At 75.7% G+C, this 25,216-nt stretch carries 32 protein-coding genes and 1 pseudogene; 22 read left to right on the plus strand and 11 right to left on the minus strand.

The window, feature by feature from the left end:
- Positions 1-75: 75 nt before the first annotated feature.
- The 10 genes from paaA (at position 76) to AFB00_RS03530 (ending at position 7,364) form a co-directional block, all read left to right on the plus strand.
- A complete protein-coding gene (gene paaA, locus AFB00_RS03485) occupies positions 76-1,032 on the plus strand; it encodes a 1,2-phenylacetyl-CoA epoxidase subunit PaaA (protein ID WP_068796011.1) in 957 nt (318 codons plus the stop codon).
- Positions 1,033-1,043: 11 nt separating this feature from the next.
- Positions 1,044-1,397 carry a 1,2-phenylacetyl-CoA epoxidase subunit PaaB gene (gene paaB, locus AFB00_RS03490; protein ID WP_068799976.1) on the plus strand — a complete coding sequence of 118 codons (354 nt, stop codon included), beginning with the start codon at positions 1,044-1,046 and terminating at the stop codon, positions 1,395-1,397.
- Positions 1,394-2,272 (plus strand): 1,2-phenylacetyl-CoA epoxidase subunit PaaC, encoded by an 879-nt coding sequence (paaC, locus tag AFB00_RS03495; protein ID WP_068796012.1) that lies wholly within the window; start codon positions 1,394-1,396, stop codon positions 2,270-2,272. Before paaB ends, paaC begins: the two co-directional genes overlap by 4 nt.
- Positions 2,273-2,313: 41 nt before the next feature.
- Complete coding sequence (gene paaD, locus AFB00_RS03500; protein ID WP_231974393.1) at positions 2,314-2,760, plus strand: 1,2-phenylacetyl-CoA epoxidase subunit PaaD; 447 nt, start codon at positions 2,314-2,316, stop codon at positions 2,758-2,760.
- Positions 2,760-3,950, plus strand: a complete 1,191-nt coding sequence (gene paaE, locus AFB00_RS03505) for a 1,2-phenylacetyl-CoA epoxidase subunit PaaE (protein ID WP_083275236.1) — start codon at positions 2,760-2,762, stop codon at positions 3,948-3,950. Before paaD ends, paaE begins: the two co-directional genes overlap by 1 nt.
- 18 nt (positions 3,951-3,968) lie before the next feature.
- Complete coding sequence (locus tag AFB00_RS03510) at positions 3,969-4,577, plus strand: phosphoribosylanthranilate isomerase (protein ID WP_068796014.1); 609 nt, start codon at positions 3,969-3,971, stop codon at positions 4,575-4,577.
- Positions 4,574-5,719, plus strand: coding sequence for a CaiB/BaiF CoA transferase family protein (locus AFB00_RS03515; protein ID WP_068796015.1), 1,146 nt, complete (start codon positions 4,574-4,576; stop codon positions 5,717-5,719). Before AFB00_RS03510 ends, AFB00_RS03515 begins: the two co-directional genes overlap by 4 nt.
- A 212-nt stretch (positions 5,720-5,931) precedes the next feature.
- Positions 5,932-6,771: a hypothetical protein gene (locus AFB00_RS34575; RefSeq protein ID WP_231974203.1), complete on the plus strand. Its 840-nt coding sequence runs from the start codon at positions 5,932-5,934 to the stop codon at positions 6,769-6,771.
- Positions 6,772-6,834: 63 nt separating this feature from the next.
- Positions 6,835-7,116, plus strand: coding sequence for a metal-sensitive transcriptional regulator (locus AFB00_RS03525; RefSeq protein ID WP_068796017.1), 282 nt, complete (start codon positions 6,835-6,837; stop codon positions 7,114-7,116).
- 35 nt (positions 7,117-7,151) lie between these two features.
- A complete protein-coding gene (locus AFB00_RS03530; protein WP_068796018.1) occupies positions 7,152-7,364 on the plus strand; it encodes a heavy-metal-associated domain-containing protein in 213 nt (70 codons plus the stop codon).
- 159 nt (positions 7,365-7,523) lie between these two features.
- Here AFB00_RS03530 and AFB00_RS03535 read toward each other — a convergent pair whose 3' ends face one another.
- Complete coding sequence (locus tag AFB00_RS03535; protein WP_156819354.1) at positions 7,524-8,666, minus strand: FUSC family protein; 1,143 nt, start codon at positions 8,664-8,666, stop codon at positions 7,524-7,526.
- A gap of 380 nt (positions 8,667-9,046) precedes the next feature.
- On the opposite strand from AFB00_RS03535, the gene AFB00_RS03540 reads away from it, so the two are divergent.
- A complete protein-coding gene (locus AFB00_RS03540) occupies positions 9,047-9,856 on the plus strand; it encodes a sigma-70 family RNA polymerase sigma factor (RefSeq protein WP_156819355.1) in 810 nt (269 codons plus the stop codon).
- Between the two features lie 15 nt (positions 9,857-9,871).
- On the opposite strand, the gene AFB00_RS03545 is transcribed toward AFB00_RS03540, so the two are convergent.
- Positions 9,872-10,639 carry a class I SAM-dependent methyltransferase gene (locus AFB00_RS03545; RefSeq protein ID WP_083275237.1) on the minus strand — a complete coding sequence of 256 codons (768 nt, stop codon included), beginning with the start codon at positions 10,637-10,639 and terminating at the stop codon, positions 9,872-9,874.
- A gap of 75 nt (positions 10,640-10,714) precedes the next feature.
- Entirely contained in the window at positions 10,715-11,119 is a 405-nt protein-coding gene (locus AFB00_RS31275; RefSeq protein WP_083275238.1) for a hypothetical protein, read from the minus strand.
- Between the two features lie 131 nt (positions 11,120-11,250).
- Between AFB00_RS31275 and AFB00_RS31280 the strand changes: the two genes are divergently transcribed.
- On the plus strand, positions 11,251-11,889 hold the full coding sequence (locus tag AFB00_RS31280) for a hypothetical protein (RefSeq protein ID WP_083275239.1): 639 nt from the start codon (positions 11,251-11,253) through the stop codon (positions 11,887-11,889).
- Between the two features lie 18 nt (positions 11,890-11,907).
- Here AFB00_RS31280 and AFB00_RS03555 read toward each other — a convergent pair whose 3' ends face one another.
- A complete protein-coding gene (locus tag AFB00_RS03555; RefSeq protein ID WP_068796021.1) occupies positions 11,908-12,114 on the minus strand; it encodes a hypothetical protein in 207 nt (68 codons plus the stop codon).
- A 202-nt stretch (positions 12,115-12,316) separates the two neighbouring features.
- Positions 12,317-13,402, minus strand: a complete 1,086-nt coding sequence (locus AFB00_RS03560) for a DNA polymerase III subunit beta family protein (protein ID WP_068796022.1) — start codon at positions 13,400-13,402, stop codon at positions 12,317-12,319.
- Between the two features lie 86 nt (positions 13,403-13,488).
- Between AFB00_RS03560 and AFB00_RS03565 the strand changes: the two genes are divergently transcribed.
- Both AFB00_RS03565 and AFB00_RS03570 read left to right on the plus strand, forming a co-directional pair.
- The gene (locus tag AFB00_RS03565) at positions 13,489-13,875 is read left to right on the plus strand and encodes an ArsR/SmtB family transcription factor (protein WP_068796023.1); all 387 of its coding nucleotides are present in this window, start codon (positions 13,489-13,491) and stop codon (positions 13,873-13,875) included.
- Positions 13,868-15,849: pseudogene (locus AFB00_RS03570) on the plus strand (heavy metal translocating P-type ATPase). The gene AFB00_RS03565 and the pseudogene AFB00_RS03570 overlap by 8 nt, the downstream one beginning before the upstream one ends.
- A 16-nt stretch (positions 15,850-15,865) precedes the next feature.
- On the opposite strand, the gene AFB00_RS31285 reads toward AFB00_RS03570, so the two are convergent.
- The 3 genes from AFB00_RS31285 to AFB00_RS03580 form a co-directional block, all read right to left on the minus strand.
- A complete protein-coding gene (locus tag AFB00_RS31285) occupies positions 15,866-16,570 on the minus strand; it encodes a DsbA family protein (RefSeq protein WP_083275240.1) in 705 nt (234 codons plus the stop codon).
- A gap of 101 nt (positions 16,571-16,671) precedes the next feature.
- Positions 16,672-17,001 carry a hypothetical protein gene (locus tag AFB00_RS03575; RefSeq protein WP_068796025.1) on the minus strand — a complete coding sequence of 110 codons (330 nt, stop codon included), beginning with the start codon at positions 16,999-17,001 and terminating at the stop codon, positions 16,672-16,674.
- A gap of 25 nt (positions 17,002-17,026) precedes the next feature.
- Positions 17,027-17,239: a hypothetical protein gene (locus AFB00_RS03580; RefSeq protein ID WP_068796026.1), complete on the minus strand. Its 213-nt coding sequence runs from the start codon at positions 17,237-17,239 to the stop codon at positions 17,027-17,029.
- A 44-nt stretch (positions 17,240-17,283) separates the two neighbouring features.
- Here AFB00_RS03580 and pip point away from each other — a divergent pair, with 44 nt between their 5' ends.
- A complete protein-coding gene (pip, locus tag AFB00_RS03585; RefSeq protein WP_156819356.1) occupies positions 17,284-18,237 on the plus strand; it encodes a prolyl aminopeptidase in 954 nt (317 codons plus the stop codon).
- Between the two features lie 97 nt (positions 18,238-18,334).
- A complete protein-coding gene (locus AFB00_RS03590; RefSeq protein WP_068796027.1) occupies positions 18,335-18,826 on the plus strand; it encodes a hypothetical protein in 492 nt (163 codons plus the stop codon).
- Between the two features lie 4 nt (positions 18,827-18,830).
- Here the strand turns inward: AFB00_RS03590 and AFB00_RS03595 are convergent, their stop codons facing one another.
- The 3 genes from AFB00_RS03595 to AFB00_RS03605 all read right to left on the minus strand — a co-directional run bounded on the left by AFB00_RS03595 (position 18,831) and on the right by AFB00_RS03605 (position 21,508).
- Positions 18,831-19,478: a class II aldolase/adducin family protein gene (locus AFB00_RS03595; RefSeq protein ID WP_231974205.1), complete on the minus strand. Its 648-nt coding sequence runs from the start codon at positions 19,476-19,478 to the stop codon at positions 18,831-18,833.
- Between the two features lie 360 nt (positions 19,479-19,838).
- Positions 19,839-20,840 (minus strand): MerR family DNA-binding transcriptional regulator, encoded by a 1,002-nt coding sequence (locus tag AFB00_RS03600; protein WP_068796028.1) that lies wholly within the window; start codon positions 20,838-20,840, stop codon positions 19,839-19,841.
- Positions 20,834-21,508: a HEAT repeat domain-containing protein gene (locus AFB00_RS03605; protein WP_068799981.1), complete on the minus strand. Its 675-nt coding sequence runs from the start codon at positions 21,506-21,508 to the stop codon at positions 20,834-20,836. The genes AFB00_RS03600 and AFB00_RS03605 overlap by 7 nt, the downstream gene beginning before the upstream one ends.
- Before the next feature lie 198 nt (positions 21,509-21,706).
- Here AFB00_RS03605 and AFB00_RS03610 point away from each other — a divergent pair, with 198 nt between their 5' ends.
- The 6 genes from AFB00_RS03610 (at position 21,707) to AFB00_RS03635 (ending at position 25,204) form a co-directional block, all read left to right on the plus strand.
- Complete coding sequence (locus AFB00_RS03610) at positions 21,707-21,886, plus strand: hypothetical protein (protein WP_068796029.1); 180 nt, start codon at positions 21,707-21,709, stop codon at positions 21,884-21,886.
- A 43-nt stretch (positions 21,887-21,929) separates the two neighbouring features.
- On the plus strand, positions 21,930-22,319 hold the full coding sequence (locus AFB00_RS03615; RefSeq protein ID WP_068796030.1) for a VOC family protein: 390 nt from the start codon (positions 21,930-21,932) through the stop codon (positions 22,317-22,319).
- Positions 22,320-22,420: 101 nt separating this feature from the next.
- Complete coding sequence (locus AFB00_RS03620; protein WP_068796031.1) at positions 22,421-23,152, plus strand: 2OG-Fe(II) oxygenase; 732 nt, start codon at positions 22,421-22,423, stop codon at positions 23,150-23,152.
- A gap of 10 nt (positions 23,153-23,162) precedes the next feature.
- The gene (locus AFB00_RS03625; RefSeq protein WP_068796032.1) at positions 23,163-23,762 is read left to right on the plus strand and encodes an RNA polymerase sigma factor; all 600 of its coding nucleotides are present in this window, start codon (positions 23,163-23,165) and stop codon (positions 23,760-23,762) included.
- Positions 23,759-24,514: a methylated-DNA--[protein]-cysteine S-methyltransferase gene (locus AFB00_RS03630; protein ID WP_068796033.1), complete on the plus strand. Its 756-nt coding sequence runs from the start codon at positions 23,759-23,761 to the stop codon at positions 24,512-24,514. Before AFB00_RS03625 ends, AFB00_RS03630 begins: the two co-directional genes overlap by 4 nt.
- A gap of 24 nt (positions 24,515-24,538) precedes the next feature.
- The gene (locus AFB00_RS03635; RefSeq protein ID WP_068796034.1) at positions 24,539-25,204 is read left to right on the plus strand and encodes an alpha-ketoglutarate-dependent dioxygenase AlkB family protein; all 666 of its coding nucleotides are present in this window, start codon (positions 24,539-24,541) and stop codon (positions 25,202-25,204) included.
- Positions 25,205-25,216 lie beyond the last annotated feature (12 nt).

Below are 25,216 nucleotides of genomic sequence, written 5' to 3' on the forward strand. Positions count from 1 at the left end.
GGTTGCGGGCGGCGGGAGGCTGAGCCACACTGACAGCCGAACGAACATTCGGTACGTTCGGTACGGAGGTGTCCCGTGACGAGCACCGCGCCATCCGAGGCGGAGCTGGAGGAGCGCTTCGCCGCGACCATCGCGGCGGACCGCCGGATCGAGCCGAGGGACTGGATGCCCGAGGCCTACCGGCGCACGCTGATCCGCCAGATCGCCCAGCACGCGCACTCGGAGATCATCGGGATGCAGCCGGAGGGGAACTGGCTGCTCCGCGCCCCGTCCCTGCGGCGCCGGGCGATCCTCCTGGCCAAGGTGCAGGACGAGGCGGGCCACGGCATGTACCTCTACGCCGCGGCCGAGACCCTCGGGGTGGACCGCGAGGAGCTCACCGAGAAGCTGATCGAGGGCCGGCAGAAGTACTCGTCGATCTTCAACTACCCCACGCTGAGCTGGGCGGACATCGGCGTGATCGGCTGGCTGGTCGACGGCGCGGCGATCGCGAACCAGGTGCCGCTGTGCCGCTGCTCCTACGGCCCGTACGCCCGGGCGATGATCCGCATCTGCAAGGAGGAGTCGTTCCACCAGCGGCAGGGCTACGAGTCGCTGCTCGCGCTGATGAACGGCACCGAGGAGCAGCGGGCCATGGTGCAGGAGGCCACGGACCGGTGGTGGTGGCCGTCGCTGATGATGTTCGGCCCGGCCGACGGCGCCTCCCCCAACACCCGGCAGTCGATGGCCTGGGGCATCAAGCGGCACACCAACGACGAGCTGCGCCAGCGGTTCGTCGACATGACCGTCCCGCAGGCCGCGGCCCTGGGCGTGACGCTCCCCGACCCCGACCTGCGCTGGAACGGCGAGCGCGGCGCGCACGACTTCGGCGAGCCGGACTGGTCGGAGTTCCAGGCCGTCGTCTCCGGGGCGGGGCCGGCGAACCGGCAGCGGCTCGCCCACCGGCGGCGTGCCCACGAGAACGGTGCCTGGGTGCGCGAGGCGGCCCGGGCGTACGCGGACAAGCAGGACGCACGGGGGGCACGGTCGTGAGCGAGCAGGACATGACCGCGGAGGGCGGCCACGGCGCCGTCCCGACGACGGGGGTCGAGACCGGCTCCGGCGAGCGGCCGAGCCGCCGGGCCTGGCCGCTCTACGAGGTGTTCGTACGCGGCAAGCGCGGGCTCAACCACGTGCACGTCGGCTCCCTGCACGCCGCCGACGACGAGATGGCCCTGCACAACGCGCGCGACGTCTACACCCGCCGTAACGAGGGCGTCTCGATCTGGGTGGTGCGGGCGGACGCGATCGCCGCGTCCAGCCCGGACGAGAAGGACCCGTTCTTCGCCCCGAGCGCGGACAAGATCTACCGGCACCCCACGTTCTACGCGATCCCGGAGGAGGTGCCGCACCTGTGACCGGGAACGTCTACGACGCCCTCACCGAGGACTCCGACGACCCGCGCTGGGCGTTCGGCTCCGGTTTCGACGAGGTCGAGGCGGACCTCACCGCCCCGGTCCCCGGCGGCGCCGACCCGGCCGATCTGGCGGCGTACTGCCTGATGCTGGGCGACGACGCGCTGCTCGTCAGCCACCGCCTCACCGAGTGGGTCTCGAACGCCCCCGAGCTGGAGGAGGAGGTCGCGCTCGCCAACACCGCGCTCGACCTGCTCGGCCAGGCCAGGGTGCTGCTGGCCCGCGCCGGGCACCTGCTGGGTACCGACGAGGACGCGCTCGCCTACCGCCGCGACGGCTCCGGTTTCCGCTGCGTCGCGCTCGCCGAGCCGTCCGACGACCTGGACTTCGCCCGGTGCATCGCCCGGCTGCTGGTGTTCTCCTCCTGGCGGCTCGCCCTGCTGCACCGGTTGCAGGCCTCGGCCGACCCGGTGCTCGCCGCCGTCGCGGCGAAGGGGGTCAAGGAGGTCACCTACCACCGCGACCACGCCGCCCGCTGGACGCTGCGCCTCGGCGACGGCACGCCCGTCTCGCACACCCGGATGCAGGACGCGCTGGAGCGGGTGTGGCCGTTCCTCGACGAGCTGTTCCGGACCAGCGCGGTCGAGCGGCGGCTGGTCGACGCCGGTGTCGCGGTCGACCCGGCGACCACCCGCGACGAGGTGCACACCGTCCTCGACCAGGTGCTCGCCCGGGCCACGCTCACCCGTCCCGACGTCCCGCCGATGGGCACCGTCGGGGGCCGCGGCGGGCGCGACGGCCTGCACACCGAACACCTGGAGCCCGCGCTCGCCGTGCTGCAGAGCCTGGCCCGGAGGCACCCGGGGGCGACGTGGTGACCGGGGCCCGCGCGGTCGTCGCCCGGGTCACCGATCCCGAGATGCCGATGCTCACCCTCGACGACCTGGGCGTCGTCCGCTCAGTGACCGAGTCCGGCGCGGGCGTGACGGTGACGATCACCCCGACCTACTCCGGCTGCCCGGCGGTCGAGGAGATGCGGACCGACATCTCCCGCGGCCTCACCGAGGCCGGGTACGGGCCGGTCGAGGTGCGCACGGTGTTCGCCCCGGCCTGGAGCACCGACTGGATCAGCGAGTCCGGCCGGCGCAAGCTCGCCGAGGCCGGGATCGCCCCGCCCGGCTCGGCGCCGCGGCCCGCGCCGGGCCCGGTCCCGCTCACCCTCGACGCACCCCGGACGGCCGTACGCTGCCCGCAGTGCGGGTCACCGGCCACCGAGGAGCTGTCGCGCTTCGGCCCGACCGCGTGCACCGCGCTGCGCCGCTGCACCACCTGCCGGGAGCCGTTCGAACACATGAAGGAGATCTGATGGCCGAGCCGGCCGCCCGTCGTCGCGGCGCCGCCTGGCAGGCCAGGGCCAACCGGGCGGCCGGGCGCAGCACGCTCGAGCTGGACGACGAGATCGACGCCCTGCTCGCCGCGGACACCCCGGACGCCGCGCCCGGCTTCCACCGGCTCGTCGTGTCCGATGTGGACAGGCTGTGCGACGACGCGGTGGCCGTCACCTTCGACGTGCCGGACGACCTGCGCGCGCACTACGCGTTCCGGCCCGGCCAGTACCTGACCCTGCGCACCCGCACGGACGCCGGGGAGGAACGCCGGTCCTACTCGATCTGCGCCCCGGCCGGGTCCGCGCCGCGGGTCGGCGTGCGCCGGGTGGACGGGGGCCTGTTCTCCGAGTGGCTGGTCGACCGGGTGGCGCCGGGCGACGTCGTCGAGGTCGGCCCGCCGTCCGGGGGCTTCACCCCGGAGCTCGCCGCCGGCACCCACCACGGCCTCATCGCCGCCGGGTCCGGCATCACGCCGGTGCTGTCGATCGCCGCGTCGCTGCTCACCGCGCACGCGGACACCCGGGTCACCCTGGTCTACGGCAACCGGCGCACCGACACCGTCATGTTCACCGAGGAGATCGCCGACCTCAAGAACCGCTACGGCCCACGCCTGCACCTGGTGCACGTGCTGTCCCGGGAGCCCACCGAGGTCGAGATCGTGGGCGGCCGCCTGGACGCCGGCCGGTTGCGCGCGCTGCTGACCGCCCTGGTGGACGTCGACGGCGTCGACGAGTGGTGGCTGTGCGGCCCGCTGGGCATGACCGAGGACGCCCGCACCGTGCTCGCCGGACTCGGTGTGCCGCGCGGGCAGGTGCACCGCGAGCTCTTCCACGTCGACGAGCCCCCGCCCGAACCGCACCGGCCGGAGCGGACCGCCCCCGCGGACGGCTCCGCCAGCGAGGTCACCGTCGTCCTCGACGGGCGGTCGACCACGCTGTCGCTCCCCCGTGACGAGGCGGTGCTCGACGCCGCCCAGAAGGTCCGCGGCGATCTGCCGTTCGCCTGCAAGGGCGGGGTCTGCGGGACCTGCCGGGCCCGGGTGACCGGCGGCGAGGTGGAGATGCGCCGCAACTACGCACTGGAGGACGACGAGGTCGCCGCCGGGTTCGTCCTCACCTGCCAGGCCCGGCCGGTGACGGAGAAGGTCACGATCGACTACGACACCTGAGCCCGTAGGGTCGCCGGTGTGTTCGTGAAGGTGTGTGGCCTGCGTACCGCCTCCGACGTCCGGGTCGCCGTGGACTCCGGTGCCGATGCGATCGGCGTGGTCGTGCACCCGCCGAGCCCGCGCTACGTCGACCCGGCGACGGCACGGGACCTGGTCGCCGCGGTGCCGTCGTCGGTGCTGTCGGTGGTCGTCGTCGCCGACCACACCGCGGCCGACGCCGCGGCGCTGACCCGCGAGATCGGCGCCGACGTGCTGCAGCTGCACGGGCGCTACACCGCGGAGGACTTCGCCGTCGCCGCCGCCGTCCCGGTCCGTCTCTGGCGCGCCACCTCGCTCGACCAGGATCCGGACCTGCGCGTCGGTGCCTACGGCGAGGAGGTCCTGCTGCTCGACTCGCCGGTCGCCGGGTCCGGCGAGACCTGGGACGCCGCCGCCATGGACCGGCGCCCGGACGGCCGCTGGCTGCTCGCCGGCGGGCTCGGCCCGGACACCGTCGCGGACGCCGTGCGCCGGGTCCGGCCGTGGGGGGTGGACGTCTCCAGCGGGGTCGAGTCGGCCCGCGGGGTCAAGGACCACGGGCGGATCGCGGCGTTCGTCGACGCCGCGAAGGACGGCGGCCTGCAGTGACCGGGCTGCCGCTGGACGGGATCCTCGTCGTCTCCTGCGAGCAGGCCGTCGCCGCCCCGCTGGCGACCCGGCACCTCGCCGACCTCGGCGCCCGGGTGATCAAGATCGAGCGGCCGGGCACCGGCGACTTCGCCCGCGGCTACGACGAGACCGTGCGCGGGCTGTCCAGCCACTTCGTCTGGCTGAACCGCTCCAAGGAGTCGGTCGCGCTGGACCTCAAGGACCCGGCGGACCTGGCGACCGTGCTGCGGCTGCTCGACCGCGCCGACGTCTTCGTGCAGAACTTCGCCCCGGGTGCGGCGGAGCGGCTCGGCCTCGGTGCCGCGGCGCTGCGCGAGCACCGCGGGCGGCTCGTCACCTGCTCGATCTCCGGGTTCGGCCCGGACGGGCCGTACCGCGACGCCAAGGCCTACGACCTGCTCGTCCAGTCCGAGGCGGGCCTGGTGTCGATCACCGGGACCGAGGACGCCCCGGCCAAGAGCGGCATCCCGGCCGCCGACATCGGAGCCGGGATGTACGCGTTCAGCGGCATCCTCGCCGCGCTCTACGAGCGCGAACGCACCGGTCGCGGCACCGAGCTGGAGGTCAGCCTGTTCGACTCGCTCGTCGAGTGGATGGGGTACCCGCTCTACTACGCCGGGTACGGCGGGACCCCGCCCGCGCGGGCCGGGACCAGCCACGCCGCCATCGCCCCGTACGGCACGTTCGCCGCGGGCGACGACACCGACGTCGTCCTGTCGGTGCAGAACGAGCGGGAGTGGGCGGCGTTCTGCACCGACGTCCTGCACCGGCCGGAGCTCGCGACCGATCCCCGGTTCGACTCCGGCGGGCGGCGGGTGGCGCACCGCCCGGAGCTGCACGCCGAGATCGCCGCGGTGTTCACCACGCTGACCGGCGAGGAGCTGACCGACCGGCTGGCCGGCGCCCGGATCGCGCACGCCCGCCGGCGCGAGCTGACCGACGTTCTGGAGCACCCGCAGCTGCTCGCCCGCGACCGGTGGACCGAGGTGGGCAGCCCGGCCGGGCCGGTCCGGGCGGTGCTGCCGCCGATCGGGATGGCCGGGCGGGCACCCCGGATGGACGCCGTCCCCGGCGTCGGTGAGCACACCGACGCGGTCCGGGCCTGGCTCGACGAGGGCTGACCGGCCGAGCCGGTTACCCCGTCCGCCGCAGCCCACGCGGCTCGGCGCCCCGCTCACAGCGCGGGGCCGCCCGGTGGGCGCGAGCCCCGTGATCGCGGCGGGAACCGTCGTACGGTGGTCTCGGAACGGTAACGGCGTCGATCCCCAGCGACGCCCGCGCCCACGCTCCCCGGCTCCCGGGCGCGACCGTCACCGACCGAGGAAGGACCCCCGTGCCGAGGCATACCCCCGGCGGCACGGCGCGGCTCCGGCGCTCCCCGAGCCGGCCCGTGCCGTCCCGCACCGTCGTCACCCGCGACACGCACCGCCCCGTCCGCCGTCCGATCGGCGCGGTCGGGATCCTGACCTCCGCACTCGCCGGCGGCGGCATGGTCGCCGGGCACGTCGCGCTCGGCGCGATCACCCCGCAGCCGGACGGACTCGCCGTGGCCGCCTTCGAGCTGCCCACCCCGGCCGCGGACCCGGCCACCCCCGCGGTGGCCGCGGGTGCGGTCCGGGCACTGGCCGAACCGCCCCCTCCGGTGGACGTCGACGAGATCGTCGGGGCCGCGACCGGTGCCGTGGACGACGCCCTGCGGGTCCGGGACGAGCAGGTCCGTGCCGCGCGGGCCGCGGCCGACGCCGCGCGGACCGCGGCGGAGCCCGAGCCCGACGAGGACACGTCCGGCGCGGCGGGCGACGGCACCGGCAGCACCGCCGGCTCCGGGCCGAGCTCCTGCGCCGCGGGCACCGAGGGCATGGAGGGGGTCGCCGCGAACGTCGCCACCGCGGGCGAGAAGCTGCGGTGCATGTTCGGCGTCGACTCGGTGCTCGGGCTCGGCAGCCGCGGCAACGCCTCCGACCACCCGAGCGGCAAGGCGCTGGACTTCATGGTCGACCGCGCCACCGGCGACCGGCTGGCCGAGTACGCGATGGCCAACCAGGACTCGCTCGGCATCTCCTACGTCATCTGGCGCCAGCGGATCGACACCGGCAGCGGCTGGGAGACCCAGGAGGACCGGGGCGGCGAGACCGCCAACCACATGGACCACGTGCACATCTCGTTCGACTGACCGCGGCCCTCGAACGGTATACCCCCCGGCGGTATAGTCGCGGGGGGACCGAGGAGGGACGCGATGCACGGTTACGCAGACAACAAGGATGCGCACATCAAGCGGATGCGCCGGATCGAGGGTCAGGTCCGCGGGATCAGCAAGATGATCGAGTCGGACAAGTACTGCATCGACGTGCTGACCCAGGTCGCCGCGGTCAACAAGGCGCTGGAGGCCGTCGCGCTCGGCCTGCTCGACGAGCACCTCAAGCACTGCGTGGCCGACGCCGCCGCCGAGGGCGGCCCCGTCGCCGAGCAGAAGCTCGACGAGGCCAGCGCCGCCATCGCGCGTCTCGTCCGGTCCTGACACCCACATCGGACACCACAGGGAGGCAGGTCGCCATGAGCACCGCCACGTACACCGTCACCGGCATGACCTGCGAGCACTGCGTCGCGTCCGTCACCGAGGAGATCAGTGAGATCGGCGGCGTGACCGCTGTCGACGTCGACCTGCCCACCGGCGCCGTCACGGTCACCGCGGACGGCGACATCGCCCCCGGTGACGTCCGGGCCGCCGTCGAGGAGGCCGGCTACGAGGTCACCGCCGGGGCCTGAGTACTCCTCGGCCGCTCCTCTCGGGGTGATGGTCGGGGTTCGGCCCCGCCGGCTCCGGATCTGAACCGACAGGACCTGGGCCGACGACGCGCCCGGGCCCACCGTGCGGCATGGGGTCGGGGTACCCGCCCGCCGGCGTCTCACACCCACGGGCCCGGATCACGCCGGTTCCGGGTGCAGCTCGGGGGTGCGCACCGTCGGGCCGCTCTGCACGTGGTCGAGGCATCGGCGCAGGTGCAGGACGATCCCGGAGGCGGCGAGGCTGTCCTCCCAGCCCGCGTCGCGCTGGCCGTCGAGGCGCTCGGTGACCTGCCCGAGTGCCGCCCACGCCGCTGCCAGGTGGGTGGCGTGCGGCCCGTCGGCCGGTCCGTCCGGGTCACCGGCCAGATCGTGCGGGTCCGCCGATCCGATCGCCCGGGCGAGACCCGACATGGCGTCGGCGACCGGTCGCCGAAGTTCCGGGTCGAGGACCAGCACCGTCCGTTCCGCCCAGGCGGTCTGGGCCAGCACCGTGCTGATGTCACGGACCAGCACGGCGAGCTGCTCCAGGGTCTGGGCCGCCTCGTAGAGCTGCTGGCCGCGCATCCGGTAGGACCGCGCACGCAGGTTCGCCCGGCGGCCCGCGTCGGCGGCTGCCACCGCGTCCCGGGTGGCGTCGATCATCGGCTCGAAGTCGTGCCGGTGCCGGATCCACTCCTCCCGCTCCGGCGGCCACTGCTCGGCCAGCACCGCCGCCATCTCCTGCAGGTGGCCCGCGATGCCGGCCCGCAGCCGGGCCACCGTCCGGGCGGCCCGCGCGTTCTGCGGCGGCGGTGGCAGGCCCACGTTGACGCCGATCCCCACGGCGACACCGAGCAGCGTCTGGCCCAGGTAACCGGCGACGAAGCCGGTCGGGTCGGCCGCGCCGACCAGGATCGTGAACAGCGCCGCCAGCGGGACCGTGTCGCGCTGCGGGCTCAGGTAGGGCACCGCGCCGAGCCCGATGCCGACGACCACGGCGAGCGCGACGCCCCACCACTCGGCGCCGGCGGCGTACACGGCGGTGGCGCCGAGCCCCACCCCGGCCGCGGTGGCCGACAGGGCCCGCAGGCTCTGCCGCAGCGAGTCGAGCACCGTGGGGTAGCAGACGAGCAGCGCCCCCATCGGCGCGTAGTAGGGGTAGTCGCCGATGACGCCGGGGACGAGCGTGGCCAGGTACCACGCCGCGGCGGCGGCGAGGCCGGCCCGCCAGGCCAGGCGCATGCGGTGGCGCAGGTCGTCGGGGAACGACCCGGCCCGGGACAGCAGTTTCCGGGGACTCAACAACGGCTCCGTCAGGGATGGTGCGTGCTCGGGGAACGGGGCCGGTGTCTCGACCACTCGACGGCCACCGGGACGACCTCCTCGCGGTGCCGGGTGGACCGGGGCGGGGCTTCCCGGTGCGCCCGATCCCAAACCTGCTCACCCGGCCGTGTGACGCAGGGAGGTCCGAACGCGGGCGTTGCGCGCCCGGCTCCGCCTGCGCACCGGGCCCGTTCCGGTCCGGCCGGCACCGGCGCCGGAACGCGCGGACGCCGGTCGTGCGGTGGGCGGTCTTGTGGCCCGCCGCACCGGGTTCGTACGGTCGAGGGTCCCCGCCGTCCACGTGACGGTTCCGTTCAGCCTGCAGCGGAGTCCGACCCCGAACCACACCGGGAGCCTCCGTGCACTCTTCACCGACCGTCCCCACCCCGCGGCCCCGCGTGCCGCGCCGTCGTGAGGGACCCCGCGCCTACGACGATCTCGAGCCCGACCTACGCCGGCTCGCCGGGATGGGCGCCGACGACCCGGCCAGGGCGGCGCTGCGCGACCACGTCATCTGCGCCTTCCTGCCGATGGCCCGCAACGTCTCCCGCCGGTACGTGGGCGGCGCGCACTCCGCCGACGACATCGAGCAGGCCGCCACGCTCGGCCTCATCCGGGCCATCGACCGCTACGACCCGGACGCGGCGACCGGTGGTCCGCTCGGCTTCCTGGTACCGAGCGTGCGCGGCGAGCTGCTGCGCTACCTGCGCGACCACAGCTGGGCCCTGCGCGTCCCGCGGGACCTGAAGGACCGCAGTGTCGGGCTGAACCGGGCGACCGGGGTGCTGACCCAGCGCCTGGGCCGGGCACCGCGCCCCAGCGAGCTCGCCGAGGAGATGGACATCAGCACCGAGGAGGTCGTCGACGTGCTCGGTGCGATGGAGACCCACCACCCGGTGTCGCTCGACGAACCGGGCCCCGACGGCGAGCCCAGCCTGGGCGAGCGGATCGGCGGGGACGACCGCGACGTCGAGACGGCGTCGCTGCGCACCGAGATGCGCGAGCGGATCGACCGGCTGCCCGAGCGCGAGCGGCGCATCCTGCTGCTGCGGTTCTACGGCAACAAGACCCAGTCCGAGATCGCCGACGAGGTGGGCGTGTCCCAGATGCACGTGTCCCGGCTGCTGTCCCGGACGGTGGCCCGGCTCCGCGACGAGATGGACGGGTGACGACCGTTCCCGGGATCACCCCGCCGTCGCGTGCAGCAGCACCCCGGCCACGGTCCCGTCGGCGAGCAGCCGGGCCAGCCGGTCGGACTGGTCCTGCGCCGCGCGGAACCGGGGATCGTCGCCGTGCTCCTCGGCGAGGACCTCGTCGACCCGGTCGACGCGGGCCGCCCACCCGGCCGGCGCGGGCGGGAGCCCGATCGTCGGCGTCGTCGTCAGGCCGGTGAACCCGGCCGTCCGCACCAGGTCGTGCAGCTCCTCGACCGAGGGGAAGTGGTTGCCGTCCGGCGTGCCCGCGGGCCGTGGCACCGGCGCGGTGAACACCAGCAGCCCCAGCGCCCCGCCCGGTTCCAGCACCCGGTGCAGCTCGGCGAGCACGCCCGCCCGGTCCGGGACCGCGCACAGCACGCCGAGACACCAGCACACCGCGACGGAGCCGGTCGCCAGGGGGACCCGGTGCCCGCTCCCGACGATCGCAGGGAGTCCGAACAACGACCGCGCCGACCGGCAGGCGTCCGGCATCGGGTCCACGACGACCGGCCGGGCACCGAACCGCTCGCGCAGGTAGGCGGCGGGACCGCCGGCGCCCGCTCCGACGTCGGCGAGCCGGGTGCCCGGCCGGATCCCGCACGCACCGGCGAGCCGGTCGAGCGCGGCGGGACCACCGCTGCCCCGGCACGCGGCCGGGATCGCGTACCCGGCGCCGAGCCGGTCCACGGCACCGCGGAGCCATCCGGCGACGGTGTCGAACTCGTGCTCCATCGGGTCCGCGACGTCATCGGTCATGCCGGCGGGACTACCCCGGCGCGGCCGGTCCACTCCGCGACGGGCACCCCGGGGTGCGGGCCCGGCCACCCCGATCTACCGTGCCTCGCCGTGAGTGCACCGTCCCGTCCCACCGTCGTCGATCTCGTCGCCGATCCCGGCCTGCCCACCGAGCTGGCCGGGCGGCTCGCCCGCGAGCTGCCCTCCGCCCTGGACCGCGCCGGCGACGGCACCTGGGAGGTGCGGGTCGCCGACGAACCGATCGCGCTCGACGAGGACGGGACGCTGCCCGTACTGCAGATCGGTGCCCGGGTGCGGGAGCGGACCGGTGGCGACGTCGTCGTCCTGCTCACCGATCTGCCCCGGCGGGCCGGGGCGGAGCCGGTGGTCGCCGACGGCGGGACCGGCGACCGGATCGGCCTGGTCTCGCTGCCCGCGCTCGGGGCGCTCGACCAGTACCGGCGCTGCCGCGACACGGTGCTCCGGCTCGTGACCCGGCACCTGTTCCCCTCCGAGGACCGGGTGCCGGTCGGCGGGAGCACCCGGGCGGGGCGGGCCGGGGCGCTGACCCGGCTCGATCCCGGCACCGGCGACGCGACGACGACGCCGGCAGCGCGGGCGTCGAGGACGGGGTGGACGTCCGGTTGGCGCTCACCGGACGGCGCGGACGGCTGCGGCTGCTGTCCGGGATGGTCCGCGCGAACCGGCCGTGGCGGCTGGTCCCGAGCCTGTCCCCGGCGATCGCCGCGGCCGCGGCCGGTGCCGCGTTCGGGATCTTCTACTCCAACATCTGGCAGCTCGCGACGGCGCTGGGGGTCGGGCGGCAGATCACCGTCATGGCCGTGGCCCTGGTCGCGATGACCGCGTGGCTCATCCTGGACAACGGACTGTGGGAGTCCCGCCGCAACCGGTCGCTGCGCGAGGAGATGCTGCTGTCCAACGCCTCGACGGTGCTGACCGTCGCCGTCGGCGTCGTGATCATGTTCGCGCTGCTGTTCGTCATCAGCCTGGTGACCGTGGTGCTGGTGGTGCCACCGCACTACCTCGGTACGACGCTGATGCGGGAGTCCGGGTTCGACGACTACGTGATGATCGCCTGGCTGTCGACGTCGATGGGCACGGTCGCCGGGGCGCTGGGATCCGGGTTCGCCGACGACGGTGCGGTCCGCCAGGCCGCGTACAGCCGTCGCGAGCAGGAGCGCCGGGCCCGCCTGGACCGGGCCGACGGCAGCACCGACGACCGGACGGCGGACCGGGCGGGCGACGCGTAGCCGGACCGGCCCGCGGGCTCAGGCCTCCGGCGTGCCGAGCACCCGGTACCCGACCCGCCCGTGCCGGTCCACAGTGCGCCGGACCAGGCGACCGTCGGCGCGCCGGAGGATCGTCGGCGCGGCGGCGGGCCCGCCGCCGGGCACCACCGCGCGGGCCCGGCGCAGGCGCCCGAGCTGTCCGGCGCCCACCGCGGGGAGCCGCCGCCCCCGGCCGCACTCGTGCATCTCGTTCTCGCCGTCCTGCCGATCGTCGACACCGCGGGCGTCGGCCCACGGGCGGACGAGGCTAATCGGCGAACGGGTCGAACCGGACGGCGATCCTCATATGTGATGAAGACGATCCGCTCCGATCATGTCCGGGGCAGGATCACCGCCCTCCGGGGCACACCGGCAGGACCGTCGGCCGTCGGCGTCGGGTCGCCGGTGCTCACCGTGGCTCCGTCCCGTCGTCGCCGGCAGGATCCAGCGGCATGACGACCGTGCTGAGGTCGCCGCCGTCGGCCGACCGGACGGTCATCGGGACGTCCGGTCCGCGCAGGTCGAGCAGCAGGTCGGGACCGGTCGCGGCACTGACCGCCGGGTACAGCGAGCGGAGGTCGAACGCCGCGGACAGGTCGGGACCCGCGACCCCGGCGGCGACCACGGGCGCACCCGGGCCCTCGGCACGGCCCCCGGTCACCGTGACCGCGGCGGCGCCGGCCGCCAGGCGGACCAGCGATCCGGACCGCTGCTCCAGGGCCGCGAGCAGCGCGGCCCGCGACACCGTCACCCGCGTGACGACCTCGCCCAGCGCGGCGAGCATGGCCCGGTGGTCCGGGTACTCCCCCGGCACCAGGCCCACCGGGCGGGCGTCGGCGGCCGGCCGGAACAGGACCGCGTGCGGTGTCGCCTCGATCCGCACGTCGGCGGTCCGGCGCACCGCGGCGAGCACGTCCCGGAGCTGGTCGCCGTCGAGGGTGCCCGACCACGGGACGTCGCCGGTCCGGATCGGGACCAGCGTGCGGGTGGCGAGCCGGTAGCGGTCGGTCCCGATCAGCGTCACCGACGCGGGATCGATCTCGACCCGGACACCGGCGAGCACCGGGATCTGCGGATCGTGCACCGTCGCGGCGAGCACCTGCTCCATGGCGTCGGCCAGCACCGGGCTCCGCAGCTCGGCCACGGTCCGGCCGGGGGACGCGCCGAGGCTCGACCGCAGCGCGGCGGCCGTGCGCCGGGCCTCGGCGATCCCGGCCGCGGCCCGGGCGACGTGCTCGTCGATCGACCGGACCGCCTCGTCCGGGTCGGCGTCGAGCACCGTGCCGACCCGGACGAGCGGCATCCCGATCTCGCGGAGCCGGCGTACCGCGACCGCCCGCTCCTCCTGGTCGGCGCGGTAGTACCGGTAGCCCGACGCCGGGTCGACCCACGCCGGAGGGAGCAGACCGGCGTCGTCGTAGAACCGCAGGGCGCCGGGCGTGAGCCCGCAGCGGCGGGCGAACACGCCGATGGACATCAGGTCTGGTTCGGTCACGCGGACGATCCTCGGGTCTCGGGCAACCCGAGGGTCAAGCGTCCGGCCGCCTCGACAGCCATTAAAACAGTCGTTAGTTTATTTGGATGGCCGACGACACCTGCGACCTGTTGTGCCTCGACCTCCCGGAGGCCGAGCGGATCCGGGCCACGCTCCCGGCCCTCGACCTTCTCGAACCGGCCGCCGGTGTCGCCCGCGGGCTGGGCGACCCCACCCGGCTGCGCGTGGCGGCGGCGCTGCTGGCCGGTACCGAGCTGTGCGTCTGCGATCTCGCGTGGGTGTCCGGCGCGTCCCAGGCGCTGGTCTCCCACCACGCACGACGGCTGCGCACGGCCGGCGTCGTCGCCGCCCGCCGGGACGGGCGGATGGTGATGTACCGGCTCACCGGGCACGGTCGCGCCGTGCTGACGGTGCTGCTCGGCACCGACGACCGGCCCGCCGCGGAGCGCGTGCCGGGTACCGGCCGTGGCTGACGCCTGCTGCGCCCCGGCACCGGGCGCGGACGCCCCGGAGGAACCGGAGGCGCCGGAGCCGGTCCGGCTGCACCGGGTCCGTGAACTCCGGCTCGCAGCGGTGGCGGCGGTCCTGCTCGCCGGCGCGCTCGTCGCCGGGTCCGCGGGAGCCCCGGCCCTCGCGGTCGCCGCGACGGAGCTCGTCGCCGCGGTGGTGGCCGGCTCGGCGTTCGTGCCGTCGGCGGTCCGTGCGGCACTCCGCGGGCGGGTCGGCGTCGGGCTGCTCATGACGATCGCCGCCGTCGGCGCGGTCGCGCTCGGCCGCTTCTCCGAGGCCGCCCTGCTGGGCGTGCTGTTCTCGATCGCCGAGGGGCTGGAGCAGCACGCGGTCGCGCGTACCCGGCGCGGCCTGCGCGCCCTGCTGGACCTGGTGCCGCGGACGGCGTCGGTGCTGCGCGCGGGGCGGGAGACCCCGGTGCCGCCCGGGGAGCTGCGCCCCGGTGACGTCCTCGTCCTGCGCCCGGGCGAGCGGGCACCCACCGACGGGGTGATCCGCTCCGGCCGGACCGGGCTCGATCTCGCCGCGGTGACCGGCGAGTCCGTCCCGGTGGACGCCGGTCCCGGGGACGCGGTGTTCGCCGGTGCGATCAACGGGGGATCCGCGATCGAGGTGGAGGTGACCGTCCCGGTCGCGGACAGCTCGCTGGCCAGGGTCGTGCACCTCGTGGAGCAGGCGCAGGAGCGCAAGGGCTCCGGGCAGCGGCTCGCCGACCGGATAGCCCGGCCGCTCGTCCCGGCGATCATGGTCCTGGCCGGTCTGGTCGCCGTGCTCGGGACACTGCTCGGCGACGACCCGGTGACCTGGCTGGAGCGGGCGCTGGTCGTGCTGGTCGCGGCCGCCCCCTGCGCGCTGGCGCTGGCGGTGCCGCTGACCGTGGTCGCCGCGGTCGGGGCGGCGAGCCGCAACGGGATCCTCGTCAAGGGCGGTGCGGCGCTGGAGGAGCTCGGCCGGGTCCGGGTGGTGGCGCTGGACAAGACCGGCACCATGACCCGCAACCGTCCGGAGGTCGTCGAGGTGCTCGGCGAGCCCGGTGTGGTGCTGACCCTCGCCGCCGGGCTGGAACGGCGCAGCGAGCATCCGCTGGCCCGGGCGGTCCTCGCCGCGGCCGGCGCGGCGGACCGGCCGGACGTCCGGATCGCCGAGGTCACGACGGTGCCCGGACACGGCGTCACCGGCGTGCTCGACGGCGGCACGCTGCGGCTCGGACGGCCCGGCTGGATCGACCCCGGTCCGTTCGCCACCGGGGTGGCACGGTGGCAGGCCGCCGGGGCGACCGTCGTCCTGCTCGAGCGCGACGACGTGCCGCTCGGTGCGCTCGCCGTCCGGGACGAGCTGCGTCCCGAGGCGGCCGCGGCGGTCACGCGGTTGCGGGCGCTCGGCCTCGGCGTCGCGATGCTCACCGGGGACAACCGGGCGACCGCGGCGGCCGTCGCGGTCCGGGCCGGTGTCGACGACGTCCACGCCGAGCTACGCCCGGCGGACAAGGCCGCGCTGGTCACCGCGCTCGGCCGGGGCGGGGCCGCCGGTCGGCGCCGGGCGGTCGCGATGGTCGGCGACGGCATCAACGACGCACCGGCGCTCGCCACCGCCGACGTCGGCGTCGCGATGGGGCCATGGGGAGCGACGTCGCCGTGGAGACCGCCGACGTCGCGCTCATGGGTGAGGACCTGCGGCAGCTGCCCCGGGCGCTGGCGCACGCCCGGCGCTGCCGGCGGATCATGCTGCAGAACGTCGCGCTGTCCCTGGCCGTCATCGCGATCCTGGTCCCGCTGGCCGTCGTGGGCGTGCTCGGCCTGGCGACCGTCGTGCTGGTCCACGAGACCGCGGAGGTGCTGGTCATCCTCAACGCGCTGCGGGCGGCACGCTTCGGCACCGCGCCGCCCGCGGAGCGCGTCGGGCGCACCCCACCGGCCACACCGCACGCCGTGGGGTGACCGGCAGACGGTCGGATCAGCCCTCGGCGAGTGCCTCGTCGAGGGCCCGGCGCGGGTCGTCGACCGTCTCCGGCTGCAGCCGCTCGCCGTCGACGAAGAACGTCGGCGTGCCCTGCACACCCAGCGCGTAACCGTCGCGGCGGTCGGCGTCGATCCGCTGCCCGGTCTCGGGCGCCGCGTACGCCGCGTCGTACCGGGCCAGGTCGAGGCCCAGGTCCCGGGCGTAGCCACGGAACCGCTCGTCCATCGGGACCTGCTGCTCGCCCCACTCGGACTGGGTCTCGAACATGCGCTGGTACATCGGCTCCAGCCGGCCCTGCTGGGCCGCGGCCTCCACCGCGCGGGCGGCGCGCTCGGCGTTGGCGTGGCTCGGCCCGGGGAAGTACCGGATCACGAAGTTGACGCGGTCTCCGTACTGCTCGCGGAGCTGCTCGATCACCGGGTACACCGCGCCGCAGGCCTCGCACTCGAAGTCGAGGAACTCGACGAAGTCGACGGTCGCGCCGGGCGCCGAGGACAGCCGGTGGCTGTCGGCCCGGACCGCGACCGCCGCCGCCCGGCCGGGGTCGGAGACGTCCTCGTCGCCGGAGCGGCCGATGACGAGCAGAGCGCCGACCGCCACGACGAACACGGCGACGATGACCAGCGAGAACGTCAGGTTGGACAGGCCCGTGCGGGGAGCGGTGGACGGTACGCCGCGGCGTCGGGTGGAGCGGGTCATGACGGCCTCTCGGATCGCGTGCCGGGCCGTCGCGGCACGATGCCGGGCCCGGGCAGGGTGATGTGCGGCGGGCCGGGCGCACGAGGGCCCGGCGAGCACGTCTAGATCCGGAAGACCTGCAGGTCGGCGGCGGTGTGCCGGGACAGGAGGGGCGGCGCCCGGTCGGTCACGCACATCCGCGGCGCCGCGGTCGCAGCACCGGCCGGACGGTCCGGCAGCACCACCGGGGCCGGGTGCCCGACCGTGGGGGCCGCGGTCGACAGCCGCCCGGCCGCAGCGTGCTCCACCGGGGCGCCGTGGCACCCGTGCGCGCGCTCCGCGGCGGACGCCTGGGCAGTGGGGCCGACCGTCGCGCACGAGGTGAGGCCCATCGCGAGCACGGCGAGGAGCCCGACCGCGACCACGGCCGACCACTGCGCGACTCGCCGCACCCGCTCCCCCTCCGACCGGGTGAGGTTAGCGCGCGCCCGCGGCGGAACCGGTCACGACGCCGGTTCCCGGCCCCTGCGGGCGCCGGGAGACGCGCTGCCCGACGGCCACCGCGACCCACGCCAGGCCGATCCCCACCCGGCCCGGGGCCAGATCGGCGGGCCGCGGGTGCTGGCCGTCGGCGGTGTTCTGAGCCGGCTGCCAGACCCTGACGCGCTCGCGACCGGGTGTCGCCATCATCCGGCTAGGCTGGGCGGCCCTCGTCGCACCGCCCGGGAGTCAGCGTGCCCCTGTTCCCCCCGACCGAACCGTTCGACTGCGGTCTGCTCGACGTGGGGGGCGGCCACCACGTGTACTGGGAGCGCTGCGGAACCCGGGGCGCGCGGCCCGCCCTGTACCTGCACGGCGGGCCCGGCAGCGGCGCGGGCGCCGGTGCCCGCCGGTACTTCGACCCGGAGTCGTCCGACGTCGTGCTGCTCGACCAGCGCGGGTGCGGCCGGAGCCGGCCGTCGCTGGGGGACCCGACCGTCGGGCTCGACGGGCACACCACCCGGGACCTGGTCGCCGACCTGGAGAGACTGCGGGAGCTGCACGGGTTCGCCGCCTGGACCGTCCTGGGCGTCTCCTGGGGCAGCACGCTGGCCCTGTCCTACGCCCAGGCCCACCGCGAGCGGGTCGACGGCATGGTCCTCGCCGCCGTCACGACGACGACGGCCCGGGAGGTCGCGTGGCTCACCGAGGACGTGGGGCGGTTCTTCCCGCAGGAGTGGGAGCGGTTCGCCGGCGCCGTCCCCGAGCGGCTCCGCGGGCGACGGCTCGTCGACGCCTACGCCGAGATGCTCGCCGATCCGGACCCGGGCGTCCGGGAGCACGCGGCCCGCGAGTGGTGCCGGTGGGAGGACGCGATCGTGTCCCTCGATCCCGGCCACCGGCAGCAGGACCGCTTCCGGGACCCGGACTTCCGCTACCTGTTCGCCCGCACCGTCACGCACTACTTCCGGCACGCCGCCTTCCAGCCGGACGGACGGCTGCTGCGCGACGCACCCGGCCTCGACGGGATTCCCGGCGTGCTGATCCACGGACGGCTCGACGTCGGCGGGCCGCTGGACACCGCCTGGCGGCTGCACCGGCGCTGGGCGACCAGCCGCCTGCAGGTGCTCGACGACACCGGCCACGGCGGCACGACGAGCTTCACCGACGCCGTCGTCGACGGGCTGGCCGAGGTCACCGCCGGGTGAGGCCCTGTTCGCCGTACCGGGGTTGACCGGGCGCGCGTCCGCTTCGCACAGTGGAGGTCGCAGTCCATCGAGTCCACTCCCGGATCGGAGACCCGCGGTGAAGTACCTGTTCGTCAACGGACGGCTCGCCATCCAGATCCGGTACTGGGAGGAGCCCGGGTTCGGCGACGGCGGCGCCCGGGTCGAGTTGCGCCGGGTCACGCAGGTGGAGGGCACGGCGCACCGGGCCGGTGCCGCGGGGTGCACGGTCAGCCCGGTCCGGCCGGACGGGCTGTGGCGCGCCGACCTGTTCCTGAACCTCGACCGGCCGGGCGAGGGCTGCTTCCACCACCACCCCACCTTCTCGGCCACCGACGTCGGCGGCCGGGAGTTCGAGCGGGCGATCACCGACGATCCGCGGCGCTGGATCGAGGACCGCCTGCGCGACCTGCCGGCGTTGCTCGCGCTGTGCGGCGGAGAGGACGTCCTGTCCTCGGTGGACCTCGACGAACACCGGCGCGCGCTCCCGCTGATGCTGACGGCGGTGGAGCAGTGCCTGGCCCGGCTGCCGGCCGAGCTGGTCCGCCGGCACGCCTCGGCCGGGAGCTGACCGCTCACCCGTGGTGCAGCCCCGGTAGCTCCTCCGGCGGGAACGTGGCCGTCCGGTTCCCGACGGCGAGCAGCCGGTAGGTCATCTCCGCCGCCTGCTCCAGGTTCAGCGCACGCCGGTAGGCCGACGCCGGGTCCGCACCGACGCAGGAGCTGCCGTGGTGGGCCATGAGGACGCAGTCCGCGTCGGCGACGGCGGCCGCCGCGGAGTCGGCCAGCGCGTCGCTGCCGTTCGGGTGGAACGCGGTGCGGGCGATCCGCCGCACGTAGTGGGCGTGGTCCATCGTGACCAGCCGGATCTCCTCCCCCAGCGCGTCCACCAGCAACGACGCCTGCGGGTGCAGGTGGATCACGGCCTGGACGTCCGCACGGGCCTCGTAGGTGCGGGTGTGCAGCCGCCACTCGCTCGACGGCCGCCCGGTCCCGGCCCGCACCCGGCCGTGGCCGTCGACGACGCAGAAGTCGTCCACGCCCAGCCGGTCGAGCCAGGTTCCCGCACACGTGACGAGATAGCGGTCCGCGCCGAGCCGGACCGACAGGTTGCCGCCGCTGGCGAGGACGAGCCCGCGGGACACCGCGTCCGCCCCGATCCGGATCAGCTCGGTGCACCGGTCCGCGGGGACGACGCCGTCCGCCTCGATGGTCGGGGCCACGGTGCGGATGTCCTCCTCGATCCCGGCGCCGCCGCACCGGCCGGGTGTCCGACGACGGTCGGCGCGACCCGCCGCCCCTTCCGGTCCAGCCTGCACGAGACCGCACCGCCAGGACAGCCGGAGCCGGTGGCGGACGACGCCCGGAGCCACCGGGGGCAGCGGTCGGCTGTTCCTCCCACGGCCGGCCGTTCCGTCGTGATCGCATGCCGCCACCGACCACCGTGCTCTGACGACAGGGCCGACGATCGTCCGGGCCGTCATCGCGGCCGGTGCACCGGGATGCGCTGGGTCTGCGCGTCGGCGTCGTCGAGCGGTCCGGGGTCGCGCCGGGCGATCGGGTGCCCGTGATCGGCGCCGCGCTCAGCCCCCGTCCGGGCGCACCCGCAGCAACTGTCCCGCGGTGAGCGCCACCCTCCGGTCGGCGTCGGCCACCAGATCGGTCAGGACGGCGTCGGCCTCCGGCCCGGGAACCTCGGCGAGCGCCGTCGTCAGCCGCAGCCTGACCGACACCTCGGCGCCGGTCAGCGCCTCCGCGATCGCCGCGGCGACCTCGGCGCCCCGGTGCTGCGTCGACGCCAGTGTCCCCAGCACCTCCGCGGCCTCCACGTCGTCGGGACCGTCGACGACCATGTCGACGAGCGCGGCCACCGTGTCCGGCAGACCGAGCGTGCCGCGCACGAGGGTCGCGCGCCGCGCCACCAGTGGATCGGCGTGCCGGAACGCCTCGGCCAGCACCGACAGGGCCCGGGGCGACCCGATCTTCAGCAGCGCGGTCAGCGCACGGTGCCGACGGTCGGCGTCCGGTGCGTCGAGCGCGTCGGCCAGCACCGCGACCGCGTCGTCGCCGGCCCGGGCGACGGCCCAGTCCAGTGCCCCGGCGACGACCGGGTCGGGCTCGGACAGCGTGGCCTCGGCGAGCAACTCGGCGTCCCGCGTCGCCCCGCCGGTGAGCGACAGGGCGAGCCGCTGCCGGGCCGAGGGGTCCGCCGCCTCCAGTCCGCGCAGGAGCCCGGTCGTCCGGAGCACGTCCGTCCAGTCGGCCGGGTCGCTCCCCCGGACCCGTCCGAGCCTGCGCAGCAGCTCCTCGTCCCGGGCGATCCGGTCCCGGGTACGGGCGACGAGCCGCTCGACCAGCGCGGTCGGGTCGAACGAGAGATCGCCCAGGGCCTCCGCGACGTCGGGCAGGCCCATGCCCAGCGCGCGCAGGCCCTCCACGTGGAACAACCGGCGGACGTCGGCCTCGGAGTACTCCCGGTAGCCGCCGAGGGTGCGCCCGGACGGGCGCACCAGCCCGATCGCGTCGTAGTGACGCAGCATGCGGGCGCTGATCCCGGACCGCCGGGACACCTCGCCGATCAGCACATCGTCGCTCCCTCGCCGAGCGGCGCCCCGCGGAGCGCGACGATCCGGCGGGCCTCGTCCATCGCGCCGTCGAACGCCTCGTCGGGATCGGCCATGACCCGCTCGGTGGCGACCGCGTGCGCCCGAACGTCGGGATCGGACGCGGTCGCGGCCCGGGCGACGGCGGGCTCGGCCGCTTCTCCCAGCACCGCGAAGGCGCGGCTCAGGCTCCTCTGCAGCTCCCGGCCACCCCGGCCGAACTGCGTCGCCAGGGTCGCCGCCAGCCCGCTCTCGGCTCCCTCCGGGACCAGACCGGCCGCCGTACGCCACGCGGTGCGGGCCACCTCGTCGTCCGCGTCCTGCAGCAGCGCGGTGCTGATCGCGGGCCACGCCCGGGGGTCGCCGATCTTCGACAGCGTGTGCAGCGCCTGGCTCCGGCCCTGCGCGACCTCGGAGCCGAGCTCGGCCAGCAGGAGGTCCACCGTCACCGCGGCATCATGCCGGGTCAGCGCCCAGGTCAGCATGTCGCGGACGTAGAAGTCGGGTTCGACGGCGCACCGCCGGACCAGCATCTCGACGTTCGCCGGGTCGGGGCGCGTCCCCGCGGCGAGCGCCGCGTTCAGGCGCACCGACACCGCCGGGTCCGCCAGTGCCGGTCCCGGGTGTGGGCCATCGTGCACGTCGGTCATCTCGACCACCTCCGCCCGTGATCCAAGGCCTTGTCACGGTGTCAGGGTCAAGCAGGAACGCGCTGCTCCGTCCAGCACGGCGCCCGGGGGATCCGCTCCGCCCGGACTCCGCACTCCGGTACGAAGCCCGGATGGGCCCCTGACCGCGGACCGCCTGCGCGAGGCCGTCGATCTCCTTGCCCGGCCGAGGCCGCCCGCATGTACCGGCACCCGAACCTGCACGCCTGGCGGGTGATGCCGGACCGGATCGCGGCCGGGGAGCGGGGCCGCATCGTCGTCGTCTTCGTCGACGCGCTCGACGAAGACCCGAGCAGCCCTTACGACGCGGTGTTCCGTACCCAGGTCGCCCGCGGCGAGCGCTCGGAACTGCACGTGTGACGACGGCCCGGGCGGACCGGCCGCCACACGCTACGGTCCGCCGGTGCTCGTCGTCGGCTCGATCGTCATCCGTGTGACCGATCTGGAACGGCAGGTCCGCTTCTGGACGGCCGCCCTGCACTACGAGGTGCGCCCGCCCGCGGGCGCCGACTTCGTCCTCCTCCGGCCGGTGGCGGGCCGCACCGGCCCGAACGTGTCGCTCGACGTGCAGCCGTCCGAACGGGTCCTCCCGCCGCGGATCCATCTCGATCTCTACGCCGAGGACCAGCAGGCGGAGGTGCGCCGGCTGACCGGGCTCGGCGCCCGGCACGTCCCCTGGCGGAACCGGCCGGACGACGCGGACTACGTGATCATGGAGGACCCCGAGGGGAACCGGTTCTGCGTCATCGACGCGGTGGGCCGGCCGGGCTGGAGCACCGTCGACCGGTCGTGAGGGACCGTGGCGGCCGGTCGGTGCAACCCGCGGCGCCCCGGCGGGGTTCGGACGGCTGAACGGCCCGTCCCAGGGCCTCGACCGTCCGGAGGCAGCGCTCCATGACCATCACCGGCCCGGCACCGGCCGACGTCCCCGGCGTCGATCTCGGGGCACTCGACTGGCCCGCGCTCACCCGCAGGCTCGACGAGGACGGCGTCGCCGTGACTCCCCCGATCCTCGACCCGCAGCGGTGCACCGCGATCGCGGGCATGTTCGACGAGCACGAGAGGTTCCGCTCGACCGTCCGGATGGCCCGGCACGCGTTCGGCGAGGGCAGCTACCGCTACTTCGCCGATCCGCTGCCACCGCTGGTGCAGGCGTTGCGCACCACCCTGTACCCGCCGCTGGCCCGGATCGCGAACGCCTGGGCCGAGCGGCTCGGGGAACCCGGGTACCCGGACACCCTCGACGAGCTGCTCGACCGGTGCGCCGAGCTCGGCCAGACCCGGCCGACACCGCTGGTGCTGCGCTACGGCGAGTCCGGCTACAACTGCCTGCACCAGGACGTCTACGGCGACCTGGTCTTCCCGCTGCAGTTCCTGGTGATGCTGTCCCGGCCGGACGTCGACTTCACCGGCGGGGAGAGCGTGTTCGTCGAGCAGCGGCCGCGCCAGCAGTCCCGCCCGATCGTGCTGCGCCCGGAGCAGGGGCAGGCCGTCGTCTTCCCGGTCCGCACCCGGCCGCGCCGGGGAACCCGCGGTGACCACCGGGTGCAGCTGCGGCACGGGGTCTCGATGGTGCACAGCGGGAACCGGCACGTGCTGGGCATCATCTTCCACAACGCCCGCTGAGGAGAACCGGATGACGAGCGTCGCCGAGCCGGACCCGCTGGCACTGGCGCTCGCCCGGGATCTCGACGCCGGCTTCGCCGAGCTCGTCGCCCGGCACCGGGACCTGATGTTCTCGGTCGCCCGCACCTTCGCCCGGGACCCGGCCGACGCCGAGGACCTGGCCGCCGACGCGCTGCTGCGGGCCTACCGTGCACTCGCCGGCTGGCCGGCCGCACGGACCGAGACGCTCGCCGTCCGGCCGTGGCTGCTCACCGTCCTGCGCAACACCGCGCGCAACCGGGCCCGTGACGCCGCCCGGCGGCCGGCGCCGCCGCCGGCGGTCGTCCCGGTCGCCGATCGGGCGGCGACGGCTCCGGGCCCGGCCGAGCAGACCGAGCGGGACGAGCTGCAACGACGGCTCGGCGCCGCACTCGCCGAGCTGTCGGAGGTGCAGCGGACCGCCGTCGTGCTCCGGCACGTGCAGGGTCTGCCGACCGCCGAGGTCGCGCAGGTGCTCGGCTGCCGGGAGGGCACCGCGAAGTCGCACGTGTCGCGTGGGCTCGCCCGGCTCCGCCGGGTGCTCGACACGGCACCGTCCAGCACCCGTCCCCTCGCCGGGAGGATCCGATGACCAGCACCGACCCCCTGACCACCGCCCTCGCCGCGCTCGCCGTCCCGGCCCCGCCCGGGCTCGACGACCGGGTGTTCGCCCGCTGGGCCGTCGCGCCCAGCCGGCTGGGCGACGTCCGGGTCGCGTTCACCGCGGACGGGCCGCAGTTCGTGCGTCCCGCCGACGGCACCGACGAACGCGTCTTCGCGGCCGCGCACCGGGCGCGGTTCGCCCGGCCGCTGCGCCCCGCGGCCCGGGTCCCGGCCGGGGTCGGGCCCGTGCTGCGCGGCCGTCCCGGTGCCCGGCCCGCCCTGGACCTGACGTCCGGGTCGGCGTTCGAGCGCGCGGTGCTGACGGCGACCCGCCGCATCCCGGACGGCCAGGTCCGGCCGTACGCCTGGGTGGCGCGGGAGGCCGGGTACCCGGCGGCGGTCCGGGCCGTCGGGACGGTCCTGGCGCGCAACCCGCTGCCGCTGCTCGTGCCCTGCCACCGGGTGGTGCGCACCGACGGCGCACTCGGCGGGTACATGTTCGGCCCGCAGCGCAAGATCGAGATGCTGCGCGCCGAGGGTGCCGACGTCGACGGGCTCGGCACGCTGGCCCGGGCCGGCGTGCGGTACCTGGCCAGCGACACGACCGGGATCGTGTGCTTCCCGAGCTGCCGCGACGCCCGCCGCATCACCCCGGCGCACCGGCACGGCTTCGGTAGCCTCGACGACGCCCGCCGGGCCGGCTACCGGCCCTGCCTGACCTGCCGCCCCGCGGCGGCCTGACCCCCACGGCGGCCCGGACCTGCGATGACCCTCGAACTGATCCCCCGCGAGCGGCGCCCGCTCGGCCCCGGCGCCGTGCACGTACCGGGCTGGCTGCCGCTCGACCGGCAGCGCACGCTGGTGGAGCAGTGCCGGCGCTGGGCGAGCGAGGGACCGGGGATCCGCGCCGCCGTCCTGCCGAACGGCGGCCGGATGAGCGTGCGCACGGTCTGCCTGGGCTGGCACTGGACCCCGTACCGCTACTCCCGTACCCGCGACGACCAGGACGGCTCGCCGGTCGCCGCGTTCCCGGACTGGCTGGCCGGGCTGGGCCGCGCCGCGGTCGCCGACGCCTACGACGATCCCGCCCGCGGACGGGCCTACGCCCCGGACATCGCGCTGATCAACCACTACGGCCCGGACGCCGGGATGGGGATGCACCGCGACGCCGACGAGCGGTCACCGGACCCGGTGGTGTCGCTCTCGCTGGGTGCGCCGTGCCTGTTCCGGCTCGGCAACCCGCACACCAGGGGCCGCCCCTGGACCGACGTCGAGCTGCGCTCCGGTGACCTGGTCGTCTTCGGCGACGAGAGCAGGCTCGCCTACCACGGGGTCCCGCGACTGCTGGAGCACACGGCGGCCGACGTGCCGGAGACCGGTCTGGACGCCGGGCGGCTGAACATCACGATGCGGGTGTCCGGGTTCGGCTGACCGGCGCGGCCC

It is taken from the genome of Pseudonocardia sp. HH130630-07, assembly GCF_001698125.1.
Classification (GTDB): Bacteria; Actinomycetota; Actinomycetes; order Mycobacteriales; family Pseudonocardiaceae; genus Pseudonocardia.

What these genes read in the sequence shown, in the direction of transcription:
- AFB00_RS03530 (WP_068796018.1), top strand. Translation starts at nt 7,152, where the DNA reads ATGAGCACCGCCACGTACACCGTCACCGGCATGACCTGCGAGCACTGC.
- AFB00_RS03565 (WP_068796023.1), top strand. Translation starts at nt 13,489, where the DNA reads ATGGCCGACGACACCTGCGACCTGTTGTGCCTCGACCTCCCGGAGGCC.
- AFB00_RS03625 (WP_068796032.1), top strand. Translation starts at nt 23,163, where the DNA reads ATGACGAGCGTCGCCGAGCCGGACCCGCTGGCACTGGCGCTCGCCCGG.
- AFB00_RS03630 (WP_068796033.1), top strand. Translation starts at nt 23,759, where the DNA reads ATGACCAGCACCGACCCCCTGACCACCGCCCTCGCCGCGCTCGCCGTC.
- AFB00_RS03580 (WP_068796026.1), bottom strand. Translation starts at nt 17,239, where the DNA reads ATGATGGCGACACCCGGTCGCGAGCGCGTCAGGGTCTGGCAGCCGGCT.
- paaE (WP_083275236.1), top strand. Translation starts at nt 2,760, where the DNA reads ATGGCCGAGCCGGCCGCCCGTCGTCGCGGCGCCGCCTGGCAGGCCAGG.
- AFB00_RS03545 (WP_083275237.1), bottom strand. Translation starts at nt 10,639, where the DNA reads ATGACCGATGACGTCGCGGACCCGATGGAGCACGAGTTCGACACCGTC.
- AFB00_RS31285 (WP_083275240.1), bottom strand. Translation starts at nt 16,570, where the DNA reads ATGACCCGCTCCACCCGACGCCGCGGCGTACCGTCCACCGCTCCCCGC.
- AFB00_RS03525 (WP_068796017.1), top strand. Translation starts at nt 6,835, where the DNA reads ATGCACGGTTACGCAGACAACAAGGATGCGCACATCAAGCGGATGCGC.
- AFB00_RS03620 (WP_068796031.1), top strand. Translation starts at nt 22,421, where the DNA reads ATGACCATCACCGGCCCGGCACCGGCCGACGTCCCCGGCGTCGATCTC.
- AFB00_RS03610 (WP_068796029.1), top strand. Translation starts at nt 21,707, where the DNA reads ATGTACCGGCACCCGAACCTGCACGCCTGGCGGGTGATGCCGGACCGG.
- AFB00_RS03605 (WP_068799981.1), bottom strand. Translation starts at nt 21,508, where the DNA reads ATGACCGACGTGCACGATGGCCCACACCCGGGACCGGCACTGGCGGAC.
- AFB00_RS03635 (WP_068796034.1), top strand. Translation starts at nt 24,539, where the DNA reads ATGACCCTCGAACTGATCCCCCGCGAGCGGCGCCCGCTCGGCCCCGGC.
- paaD (WP_231974393.1), top strand. Translation starts at nt 2,314, where the DNA reads ATGCCGATGCTCACCCTCGACGACCTGGGCGTCGTCCGCTCAGTGACC.
- paaB (WP_068799976.1), top strand. Translation starts at nt 1,044, where the DNA reads ATGACCGCGGAGGGCGGCCACGGCGCCGTCCCGACGACGGGGGTCGAG.
- AFB00_RS03555 (WP_068796021.1), bottom strand. Translation starts at nt 12,114, where the DNA reads ATGCACGAGTGCGGCCGGGGGCGGCGGCTCCCCGCGGTGGGCGCCGGA.